The following is an 11,522-nucleotide window of genomic DNA, read 5'->3' on the forward strand; positions in this document are numbered from 1 at the left end:
GAACCAAGGGCGTAAAACAGGTGGCAGGCACGATGTGCCTGCCACCAGGTTTCTGCCTTGGGTTCTAAATCAGGCGCCGGTCCACGGCAAGCCGGCCTTGCACCAGCCGCCTACCTGCTTGCGGTGGCCTTCCGCATCCTTGTCCCCTTCAAAGCCTTCCAGAATGTCGTAGCACTCGGCATAGCCATTTTCGGTCGCCAGTTTGGCCGAATGGCGCGAGCGCACGCCGGAGCGGCACAGGAACAGCAGCACCTCGTTCTTGCCCGCCTGGGCCGCCAGCTGGGCCAGGAATTCCGGATTCGGCGTTCCGCCCGGATACAAACTCCACTGCACCGCGCCATGCTGGCCGGCGGGAATATTCACACGGCCAACCCAGTCGCGCTCGGCATTGGTGCGCACATCGATCAGCTTGACCGAGGAATCGCCCTGAATCAGGGCAAAAGCCTCCTGTGGCGTGACGGCACCAGCATAGCCGCCGGGCGATCGTTCGCGTGCCCGGTCCAGGATGTCAGAGGTGGAACTCATAGTTAGTTTTCCTTTATGATGGCATGCACCGCAATGATGCGTTTTCAGCTAATCGCCCAATTTCGCACCAAAGAAGTGCAAAATATCGCAAATGCACCGCGGTGGTGCGCACATCTTTGGCTCAACCGCAGGGGAGTGCTTGGCACGATTTCTGCTTAATGTACCATCAGCTTTTGCCGCAGCCTAGCGCGCGGCAGTTTATTCACTTAGGAGATATGCAATGGCAATGACCGCCGCAGACGTTCTGAAGATGGTAGCAGATCACGAAGTCAAGTTCGTGGACTTCCGTTTCGCCGATACCCGTGGCAAGGAACAGCACGTAACCGTGCCAGTTTCCCACTTCGACATCGACAAATTTGAGTCGGGCCACGCCTTCGACGGTTCTTCGATCGCTGGCTGGAAAGGCATTGAAGCCTCCGACATGATCCTGCTGCCGGACCCGAACACTGCCAATATCGATCCGTTCATGGAAGAGACCACGCTGTTCATGCAGTGCGACGTGATCGAGCCATCCGACGGCAAGGGCTATGACCGCGATCCACGCTCCATCGCCAAGCGCGCTGAAGCCTACCTGAAGTCCTCCGGCCTGGGCGATACCGCCTACTTCGGCCCGGAGCCAGAATTCTTCATCTTCGACTCCGTGAAGTGGAAGATCGACATGTCCGGCGCCATGGTGAAAGTGGACTCCGACGAAGCTTCCTGGTCGACCGACAAGGACATCGAAGGCGGCAACTCCGGCCACCGTCCAACCGTGAAGGGCGGCTACTTCCCAGTGCCTCCAGTCGACTCCTTCCAGGACATGCGCTCCGAAATGTGCCTGATCCTCGAATCCATGGGCATCCCGGTCGAAGTGCACCACCACGAAGTGGCTGGCGCCGGCCAGAACGAAATCGGCACCAAGTTCTCGACCCTGGTTGAGCGCGCCGACTGGACCCAGAACCTGAAATACGTGGTCTGGAACGTGGCCCACAGCTACGGCAAGACCGCTACCTTCATGCCTAAGCCTATCGTTGGCGACAACGGTTCCGGCATGCACGTGCACCAGTCGATCTGGAAAGACGGCAAGAACCTGTTCGCCGGCGACGGCTATGCTGGCCTGTCCGACTTCGCCCTGTACTACATCGGCGGCATCATCAAGCACGCCAAGGCACTGAACGCGATCACCAACCCAGGCACCAACTCCTACAAGCGTCTGGTTCCTGGCTTCGAAGCACCGGTGAAGCTGGCTTACTCGGCGCGTAACCGTTCCGCATCGATCCGTATCCCGCACGTGGCGAACCCGAAAGGCCGCCGCATCGAGACCCGTTTCCCGGACCCACTGGCTAACCCATACCTGTGCTTCGCGGCACTGATGATGGCCGGTCTGGACGGCGTGCAGAACAAGATTCACCCAGGCGAAGCAGCGTCCAAAGACCTGTACCACCTGCCACCGGAAGAAGATGCACTGATCCCGACCGTCTGCGCGTCGCTGGAAGAAGCGCTGGATCATCTGAACAAGGACCGCGAGTTCCTGACCCGCGGCGGCGTCTTCACCGACACCATGATCGACGCTTACATCGAGCTGAAGATGCAGGAAGTGACTCGCATGCGCATGACCACCCATCCGGTGGAATTCGACATGTACTACTCCCTGTAATTGCCGGGACACGGCGGAGCATTAATCCGCCGACAACTAAACGCGAGGTTGGCTTTGCTTTCCTCGCGTTTTTTTTCGGATGTTGTATAGTCGGGGCATGAAAACTCGCACTCTCGTTTTACAGGGCCTGGCCCTGATTGCCTTGAGTGGCGCGGCACAGGCGCAGCAAATCTATCTGTGCACCGATGCCGACGGCCATAAGGAACTGACGGATTCCCGCAAGGGGAGCAACTGCAAGGCGCTGGATCTGCCGCCCGCTTCAATTGCCGCACCTCAGGGTGCCGCGCGGCCGCGTCCGGTGACGCCTGTTGCCAGCCCGGGTAATTTCCCGCGCGTGGACAGCGCCGAGCAGAAGGCCCGCGATGCGGACCGCAAGGCTATCCTGACCGACGAACTCAACTCCGAAACGAAAAAGCTGGCCGAGCTGCGCAAGGAGTTCAACAACGGTGAGCCGGAACGCCGTGGCGACGAGCGCAATTACGCCAAGTACCTGGAACGGGTGGCCACGATGAAGGACAGCATCGCCCGTTCGGAACAGAATGTGGAAGCGTTGAAGCGGGAAATCGCCAACATCAAATGAGCATCGTGAGCAATATCGCCGCGCGCGCGGCAGCCGCCATGGCGCGGCCGCAGGCGCTCGCCGGTCTGGACTTGCTGGCATCGGCCGTCGTGCTGGTGGACGGCCAGGGCCACATCACCTTCGCCAACGCGGCGGCGGAAAACTTGCTCGAATCTTCGGTCAAGGCCCTGTCGCGCCAGCAGCTGGGCGGCCAGTTCAGCAATCCCGAAGAACTCGAACATATCGTGGCGCAGGCGCGCGAGCACAAGTTCTCCGATGTGCGGCAGGAACTGGTGCTGGAACGTCACGGCCGTGAACCGCTGCATGTGCACGTGATCGCCAGCGCGCTGGAAGAACCGGGCGACACGGTGCTGATCGAGCTGCGCGAAACCGTGCAGCAAATGAAGCAGGACCGCGAAGAGCGCCTGCTGGACCAGAGCCAGGTCAACAAGGAGCTGATCCGCAACCTGGCCCATGAAATCAAGAATCCGCTGGGCGGCATCCGCGGCGCGGCGCAACTGCTGGAAATGGAACTGCCGCCGCTGCACCTGACGCAGCTGCGCGAATACACCCAGGTCATCATCAAGGAAGCGGACCGCCTGCAGACGCTGGTGGACCGCCTGCTGGCGCCGCACCGTCGCCCGCACATCGTAGGCGACGTCAATATCCACGAAGTGCTGGAGCGCGTGCGCAGTCTGATGCTGGCCGAATTCCCGAATGGCCTGAAGATTCAGCGCGACTACGACGCTTCGCTGCCGGAGTTCCGCGGCGACAAGGAACAGCTGATCCAGACCGTCCTCAACATCGCCCACAACGCGGCCCAGGCCCTGGCCGGTCGCATCGAAGCGGGCGATGCGGAGATCGTTTTCAAGACGCGGGTGGCGCGTCAAGTCACCATGGCCAAGGTGCGTTATAACCTGGCATTAGATTTGCATATCATCGACAACGGACCGGGCATTCCTCCGGCCATCCGCGACCGGATCTTCTACCCGCTGGTGTCGGGCAGGGATGGTGGAAGCGGACTGGGCCTGACCCTGGCCCAGACTTTCGTACAGCAGCACCTCGGCGTAATCGAGTGCGAAAGCCGGGCGGGAATGACGGACTTCAGGATTTTGTTGCCCCTGCCATAAGCGAGGGGCGTGATATGCGGAGAATCACAGCTACATGAAACCAATCTGGATAGTTGACGACGACGAATCGATCCGCTGGGTTCTGGAAAAGGCGCTGGCGCGGGAAAACCTCGCGACCCGCAGCTTTGCCAACGCACGCGATGCCATTGCCGCGCTCGAAAGCGAGACGCCGCAAGTGCTGGTGTCGGACATCCGCATGCCGGGCGATTCCGGCCTCGACTTGCTGACCCTGGTCAAACAGCGCCATCCCGGCCTGCCGGTCATCATCATTACCGCTTTCTCCGACCTCGATTCGGCCGTGGCCGCATTCCAGGGCGGGGCTTTTGAATACCTGGCCAAGCCATTCGATATCGACAAGGCGGTGGAGCTGATCCGCCGCGCGCTGGAGGAAAGCCTGCGCGAAGCGAATGTGGAATCCGGCCCCGCCGATACGCCCGAAATCCTGGGCCAGGCGCCGGCGATGCAGGAAGTATTCCGCGCCATTGGCCGCCTGTCGCAATCGAACGTGACGGTGCTGATTACGGGCGAATCCGGCACCGGTAAGGAACTGGTGGCGCGTGCCCTGCACAAGCACAGCCCGCGCGCTTCGCAACCCTTCATCGCCATCAACACGGCCGCCATTCCAAAGGACTTGCTGGAATCGGAACTGTTCGGCCATGAGCGCGGCGCCTTCACCGGCGCGCAGACCACGCGCCGCGGCCGCTTTGAGCAAGCCGAGGGCGGCACGCTGTTCCTCGATGAAATCGGCGACATGCCGTTTGACTTGCAAACGCGCCTGCTGCGCGTACTGTCGGATGGCCACTTCTACCGCGTCGGCGGCCACCAGCCTTTGAAGGCCAATGTGCGCGTGATTACGGCGACGCACCAGAATCTGGAGCAGCGCGTGCGCGACGGCCTGTTCCGCGAGGACTTGTATCACCGCCTGAACGTGATTCGCCTGCGTCTGCCCAGTTTGAGGGAGCGCCGTGAGGATATCCCCATTCTGGTGCGTCACTTTTTGGTGCAGAGCGCCAAACAGCTGGGCGTGGAAGCCAAGCGCATGAGCGATGCCACCCTGACCTTCCTGCAAAGCCTGGAATTGCCGGGCAATGTGCGCCAGCTGGAAAACCTGTGCAACTGGATCACCGTGATGGCGCCGGGGCAGACGGTGGAAGTGAAAGACCTGCCGCTGGAGCTGACCGAGGAACGCGGCGCCCAGCCTGCCGCAACGGCCGCCGCCGAAAACGTCATGCCCCAGCATCACGGCACCGTGGTGCATGCCCAGGCCGATCGTACGCCGCCGTCGCCGGATGGCTGGCTTAGTCTGCTGGAGCTGCAGGCGGCCGGCATGCTGTCCTCCGGCCAGCAGGAAGTGATGGCCGTGCTGGGCCGCCAGTTCGAATCGGCGCTGATCCGCACCGCGCTGAAATACACCCACGGCCGCAAGAACGATGCGGCGATCCGCCTCGGCATCGGCCGCAACACCATCACCCGCAAGATTGCGGAACTGGGCATCGACGGCGCCAAGGACGACTGACCAGCAGGTTTTCGGGTAAGCTCCGGGTTGCACACCCCGGAGCTTTTTTATTGTGAGAAACCATGCTGATTAATTGTGTCGCCTACGAGGAAGGCCGCAAGCTGGCTGACATCCCGGTAGAGGACATCAGCGAATACGTCGCCCGCCAGGATACGTTTGTGTGGGTCGCCCTGCGCGACGCCAGTTTCGAAGAACTGCAAATCATGCGGGTCGAATTCGGCTTGCACGAACTGGCGGTGGAAGACGCCCTGCGCGGCCATCAGCGGCCCAAGATTGAAGAGTACGGCGATTCCCTGTTCGTGGTGGTGAAGATGCTGGAGCTCACCGAAGACGATGAACTGGCTGTGGGCGAAGTCGATATCTTCGTCGGGCCGAATTTCGTGCTGTCCAACCGTCAGGGCAGCGCCAAGGACTTCCTCGGCGTGCGGGCCCGCGCCGAACACGAACCGCATCTGCTCAAGCAAGGCTCGGGCTTCGTGCTGTACGCCCTGATGGACGCGGTGGTCGACCGCTACTTCCCGATTGTCGATACCTTCGAGCTGGAACTGGAGCAGATCGAGGAGCGCATCTTCATCCGCGGTTCGCAGCGCGACAGCATCCAGCGCCTGTATGCCCTGAAGCGCAAGGTCATGCTGATGCGGCACTGCGTGGCGCCGCTGCTGGACGCCATCGGCAAGCTGCATGGCGGGCGTGTGCCTGCGGTGTGCATGAATAGCCAGGAATACTTCCGCGATGTGCATGACCACCTGTACCGCATCAATGGCATTCTCGATACCATCCGCGACACCATCGGCACTGCCATCCAGGTCAATCTCTCCATGGTGGCGCTGGAAGAGGGCGAGGTCAACAAGCGCCTGGCGGCATGGGCCGCCATTTTCGCGGTGCTGACAGCCTTTGCCGGCATCTGGGGCATGAACTTCAAGAACATGCCGGAACTGGACTGGCGCTGGGGCTACCCGTCGGCGCTTGGCGTCATGTTCGCAACATGCATCTACGTCTACCGCAGATTCCGCCGCGCCGGCTGGCTATAGATATATAATCGGCAATAAAGCCCAATCTGCGGGAGAGGCGGCATGGTCGATGACGAAATGCTGTTCGAGGAGGATGCCGCGGCGCCTGCTGCCGGTGCCGCGCCTTCGCCGTGGGAAATCCTGGTGGTGGACGATGAAGAAGCCGTACACCAGGTTACCGGCCTGGTCATGGGCGACTTCAGCTTCGAGGGCCGCCCGGTCCACTTCACCCACGCCTATTCCGGCGCCCAGGCGCGCAGCATCTACACCCGTCCCGGCCAGTTTGCCCTGATCCTGCTCGACGTCGTCATGGAGAGCGAACACGCAGGGCTGGATCTGGTGCGCTACATCCGCGAAGAACTGGGCGATCCTCTGGCGCGCATCGTGCTGCGTACCGGCCAGCCGGGCCAGGCGCCGCAAGCCGTGGTATTGCGCGGATATGATATAAACGATTACCGCGAAAAGACCGAACTGACGCACGCCAAGCTCAGTGCCGTGTTCTATGCCGGCCTGGGCGCCTACCGCGACCTGATGCGCCTGGAGCGTGCCCGCGCTGGCCTGCGCCGTTCCGTGGACGCCATCACCCAGGTCTGCGATTCCGACAATCTGCGTCATTTCGCGTCCGCGGTACTGGAGCAGGCAGCTGCCGTGCTGGGACACGAAGGGCAGGGCGTGTGCGCCAGCCGCCTGAATGCCTACGCTGCCGCCCAGCAGAACGGACGCCTGCAGGTGCTGGCCGCCACCGCCGCCTACGCCGACCTGGCGCCGCAGGAAACCCTGGACCATTTGCCGCCTGCTGTACGCGATGCCTTCACGCGCTGCATGATCGAGCAGCAGGACCATTACGGCGAGAACTACTACGCTTGCTACTACCGCACCCGCGAAGGCAATGAGTGCTTCCTCTACATGGACTTTGCCGAACCGGTGGCAGGAGAGGAGCGCGAGCTGCTGTCGCTGTTTGCGGCCAATGTGGCGATCACTTACGAGAAACTGCTGCAGCGGGAGGAATTGGCCGCCACGCAGTCTGCGCTGGTCGCGATCCTCGGCGAGGCGATCGAAACGCGCTCTCCGAAGCAGGGCAATAGCGCCGAACGCGTCGGCATCATCGCCGCCATGCTGGGCGAGGCGTTGGAGATGCCGCAGGCAGCGGTGCGCCAGCTGCGCCAGGCCGCGCCGCTGCATGACGTCGGTCATTGCTGCGTGCCGGACGCCATCCTGCATCATCCCGGTCCGCTGGACGCAAAGCAGTGGGAGCAGATGCGTGTGCACCCCGAATCCGGCGCCGCCATGCTGGCGCGCTCCGAACAGCCGGTGCTGCAGCTGGCGGCCCGCATCGCACGCGAGCACCACGAGCGCTGGGACGGCAAGGGCTATCCCTGCCAGTTGGGCGGAGCGCAGATCAGTCTTCCCGCCCGCATTACGACGCTGGCCGATTTTGTCGATTCCATGGTGAGTCCGCGTCCCTGGCGCGGTCCGCATACGCTGGATGAAGCGCTGGGCGAAGTGGCCTGCGATGGCGGCCGCCGTTTTGATCCCGCCATTGCACAAGTGCTGCTTTCGCGGCGCGACTTTCTGCGCAGCCTTTATCAGCAAGGAGAACAGCGATGAGCGCCGATACGCCGCTGTACACGCCGGCCGATGCGCGGATCATCGCCGAAGCGGCGCTGCGTTCCATCACGGCGGCCACGGCGCGTGCGCGTGGCGAAGAGTTCTTCCGCGTGCTGGTGCACGATATGGCCCAGGCGCTGGATGTAACGTATGTGATCGTGGGCCGCGTGATTCCTTTCGACGGCGCCGAAGGCATTCGCACGCTCGCGGTGTGGGGTGGGCAGGACTTCGCGCCCAATATGGAATACAGTCTCCAGCACACGCCTTGCCAGGATGTGACTTGCCAGACCATGTGCTTCCACGCCAGTGGCATCCAGCAGGACTATCCCCTCGATACACTGCTGGTGGACATGGCGGCCGAGAGTTATGTCGGCATGCCCATGGTGGACACAGAGGGCAGGACGCTGGGCATCCTGTCGGCCATCGATACCAAACCAATCGATGAAAACAAGCGCCTGCTGGCGCTGTCGCTATTGTCGATCTTTGCCGCGCGCGCGGCAGCCGAGTTGCAGCACCAGGACAGGGAAGCTTCGCTGGAGGAGAAAGTCCTGCAGCGTACCGAGGCTTTGCGCGCGGCCCAGGCCAGCCTGGTCGAGCAGGAAAAGCTGGCGGCACTGGGCGCGCTGGTAGCGGGCGTAGCGCATGAAGTGAATACGCCGGTAGGGGTGGCGCTGACTGCCGCATCGGCCATGAGCAGCTACACCGACCAGCTGGTGTCTTCGCTGGCCGCGCCCAAGGTCAGCCGCTCCGATCTGGTCAACATCGCCGCGCGCCTGAACGACGCGGCAGCCCTGATCGAGTCCAATCTGCACCGCGCGGCGGAATTGATCGGCAACTTCAAGCAGCTGGCGGTGGACCAGGGCACCGAGCATGTCAGCACGCTGGCGCTGCATGACTATGTGCAGGGCGTGGTGTCGGCGCACAGTCCGGAACTGCGCAAGGCGGGCATCAAGGTCGCGCTGGAGATCGACGGCATGCTGCGTCCGCGGCTGCCGCCGGGGAAGTTCTCGCAAGTGCTGTCCAATCTGTTGATGAACGCAGCCCGCCATGCCTACCCAGACGGCACGGGCGGCGAAGTGAGGGTGCGTGCCTGGTGCGATGGCGAGAGCCTGCTGATGGAATTTGCCGACGACGGCGCGGGCATGTCGTCCAGCGTGCGCGAGCGGATTTTTGAACCCTTCTTTACCACCAAGCGCGGGCAGGGCGGTTCAGGGCTGGGACTGCACATTGTTTACACCATCGTGCATCAGATGGGCGGGCAGATCGAGGTGAAGAGCGGCGAAGGCGCAGGCAGCACCTTCACCTTGAAACTGCCGATGGAAATTAAAGCTGGCCTGCCATCGACAGGGCAAGCGCTTCCGCCACCTTGATGCCATCCACACCGGCGGACAGGATGCCGCCCGCATAGCCGGCGCCTTCGCCGGCCGGGAACAGGCCGCGCGTGTTCAGGCTTTGCAAGTCGCCGTCGTTGCGCTTGATACGGATCGGCGAGGAGGTGCGGGTTTCCAGGCCGGTCAGCACGGCGTCTTCCTTGAAGTAGCCTTTGATCTGCTTGTCGAAAGCCGGGAAGGCTTCGCGCAGGGCTTCGGTGGCGTAGTCCGGCAGAATGCGCGCCAGGTCGGTCAGATGCACGGCCGGCTTGAAGGAGGGGACCACGGAACCGAACTGGGTCGAGGCGCGGCCCGCCACGAAGTCGCCCATCAGCTGGCCTGGCGCGTCGTAGTTGGAGCCGCCCAGCACGTAGGCCTTTTCCTCCAGCTCGCGCTGGAAAGCGATACCCGCCAGCGGATGGCCCGGGTAATCCTGCTCCGGCGAGATGCTGACCACGATGGCCGAGTTGGCGTTGCGTTCGGCGCGCGAATACTGGCTCATGCCGTTGGTGACCACGCGGCCCGGCTCGGATGCCGCGGCCACCACGGTGCCGCCCGGGCACATGCAGAAGCTGTACACGGCGCGGCCATTGCTGGCATGGTGCACCAGCTTGTAGTCGGCGGCGCCCAGGATCGGGTGGCCGGCGTTCGGGCCGAAGCGGCAGGTGTCGATCAGCGATTGCGGGTGTTCGACGCGGAAGCCGATGGAGAACGGCTTCGCTTCAATATAGACCCCGCGTTCGTACAGTTGTTCGAAAGTGTCGCGCGAGCTGTGGCCGATTGCCAGCACCACGTGGTTGGTGGCGATGTACTCGCCGCTGGCCAGCTTCAGGCCGCGCATCTGGCGCTGGCCGTTTTTCTCTTCAATGTCAAAATCGGCCACGCGCTGCTCGAAGCGGATCTCGCCGCCCAGGGCCTGGATTTCCTCGCGCATGGCTTCCACCATCTTTACCAGACGGAAAGTGCCGATGTGCGGCTTGCTGACGTACAGGATTTCTTCCGGCGCGCCCGCCTTCACGAACTCGGTCAGCACTTTGCGGCCGTAATGTTTGGGGTCCTTGATCTGGGAATACAGCTTGCCATCCGAGAACGTGCCGGCACCGCCTTCACCGTACTGCACATTCGATTCCGGATTCAGTTCGCGCTTGCGCCAGAAACCGAAGGTGTCCTTGGTACGCTCACGGACGGTCTTGCCGCGCTCCAGGATGATCGGGCGCAGACCCATCTGGGCCAGGATCAGGGCGGCAAACAGACCGCAGGGACCCATGCCGATCACCACCGGGCGCGGCTGTTTCCCATCGGCATTGACGCCCTGGGCCACGAATTTATATTCCATGTCCGGCGAGGGCATCAGGTGGGCGTCGTGCTTGCGGCGCTGCAGGATGCCGGCGTCGTCGCTGGTTTCGAGGTCCAGCGAGTAGATCAGACTGATGTGCGCTTTTTTGCGCGCGTCATAGCTGCGCTTGTGGATGGTGAAGCCGAGCAGGGTTGCCTCATCGATGTGCAGGCGCTCCAGGATGGCCTGCTTCAGTTCGGCGTCGGTATGGTTCAGGGGAAGCTTGACTTCGTTCAATCGCAGCATGGTGTTCTCTCTACTTAGTGGGGCGCGCAACGGGCCCAATCCGCCATTTTACCTGCTTTCCCCGGTTGTATAAACGCAACGCTGAGCCTGCCAGAAGGGGGAGAAGGCCGATCTGATACAAATTTTCGCTGTACAACTGATAAGAAGGGTGTAATAGTTGACATTTGAAGTACAGCCTTACTTCTGGTTTTTCTCCCCACGCGGAGTTATTAAGTCCGCGCCTGTATTATCTCGCAATGCCCGGGATAATATTTTCTCGCCCCTAAAAATAATAACTTTATTTATTTAGGTAATAATGCCGCGCTGCGGCAATTTCTGGCGAATTCCCCGCTTCTGCGTTCTTCTGCGCTTAATTATTTCTGCCAATTTTAACGCGCAGGAATTGTTGTTTTTTCCTCATACGCGACGGGAGTTGCGTTGACATAGCCGCTTTTAATATGGTCTTATGCCAAGCTGAAACTAATTGATGAATATTAGTTTCGAGTGGTCGCCCACAAAGCGTCACAAGTGTTTCTTGGTTTTAGTTGGGACAACAAAATCAATGCTGTAGAAGGCGTGAGTAAGAGTGAGTTTTTACCCAAGCTTC

9 protein-coding genes are annotated in these 11,522 nt (G+C 61.6%); 7 read left to right on the forward strand and 2 right to left on the reverse strand.

Features of this window, described 5'->3' with window-relative positions:
* Positions 1–69: 69 nt before the first annotated feature.
* Positions 70–525 (reverse strand): rhodanese-like domain-containing protein, encoded by a 456-nt coding sequence (locus tag AB4Z19_RS14860; RefSeq protein ID WP_442027000.1) that lies wholly within the window; start codon positions 523–525, stop codon positions 70–72.
* A 220-nt stretch (positions 526–745) separates the two neighbouring features.
* On the opposite strand from AB4Z19_RS14860, the gene glnA reads away from it, so the two are divergent.
* The 7 genes from glnA to AB4Z19_RS14895 all read left to right on the forward strand — a co-directional run bounded on the left by glnA (position 746) and on the right by AB4Z19_RS14895 (position 9,354).
* Positions 746–2,161 carry a type I glutamate--ammonia ligase gene (gene glnA / locus AB4Z19_RS14865; RefSeq protein WP_442027001.1) on the forward strand — a complete coding sequence of 472 codons (1,416 nt, stop codon included), beginning with the start codon at positions 746–748 and terminating at the stop codon, positions 2,159–2,161.
* A gap of 97 nt (positions 2,162–2,258) precedes the next feature.
* Positions 2,259–2,741, forward strand: coding sequence for a DUF4124 domain-containing protein (locus AB4Z19_RS14870; RefSeq protein ID WP_442029139.1), 483 nt, complete (start codon positions 2,259–2,261; stop codon positions 2,739–2,741).
* Complete coding sequence (gene glnL, locus AB4Z19_RS14875; protein WP_442029140.1) at positions 2,738–3,850, forward strand: nitrogen regulation protein NR(II); 1,113 nt, start codon at positions 2,738–2,740, stop codon at positions 3,848–3,850. Before AB4Z19_RS14870 ends, glnL begins: the two co-directional genes overlap by 4 nt.
* A gap of 34 nt (positions 3,851–3,884) precedes the next feature.
* Complete coding sequence (ntrC, locus tag AB4Z19_RS14880; RefSeq protein WP_442035524.1) at positions 3,885–5,366, forward strand: nitrogen regulation protein NR(I); 1,482 nt, start codon at positions 3,885–3,887, stop codon at positions 5,364–5,366.
* Positions 5,367–5,428: 62 nt separating this feature from the next.
* A complete protein-coding gene (gene corA, locus AB4Z19_RS14885; RefSeq protein WP_442029592.1) occupies positions 5,429–6,397 on the forward strand; it encodes a magnesium/cobalt transporter CorA in 969 nt (322 codons plus the stop codon).
* Positions 6,398–6,439: 42 nt separating this feature from the next.
* Positions 6,440–7,984, forward strand: coding sequence for a DUF3369 domain-containing protein (locus tag AB4Z19_RS14890; protein WP_442035525.1), 1,545 nt, complete (start codon positions 6,440–6,442; stop codon positions 7,982–7,984).
* Positions 7,981–9,354, forward strand: coding sequence for a sensor histidine kinase (locus AB4Z19_RS14895; RefSeq protein ID WP_442027787.1), 1,374 nt, complete (start codon positions 7,981–7,983; stop codon positions 9,352–9,354). Before AB4Z19_RS14890 ends, AB4Z19_RS14895 begins: the two co-directional genes overlap by 4 nt.
* Here the strand turns inward: AB4Z19_RS14895 and AB4Z19_RS14900 are convergent.
* A complete protein-coding gene (locus tag AB4Z19_RS14900; protein ID WP_442027786.1) occupies positions 9,308–10,936 on the reverse strand; it encodes an NAD(P)/FAD-dependent oxidoreductase in 1,629 nt (542 codons plus the stop codon). The genes AB4Z19_RS14895 and AB4Z19_RS14900 overlap by 47 nt on opposite strands.
* Between the last annotated feature and the right edge of the window lie 586 nt (positions 10,937–11,522).

The organism is Pseudoduganella sp. RAF19, from assembly GCF_052114165.1.
Classification (GTDB): domain Bacteria; phylum Pseudomonadota; class Gammaproteobacteria; order Burkholderiales; family Burkholderiaceae_D; genus Rugamonas.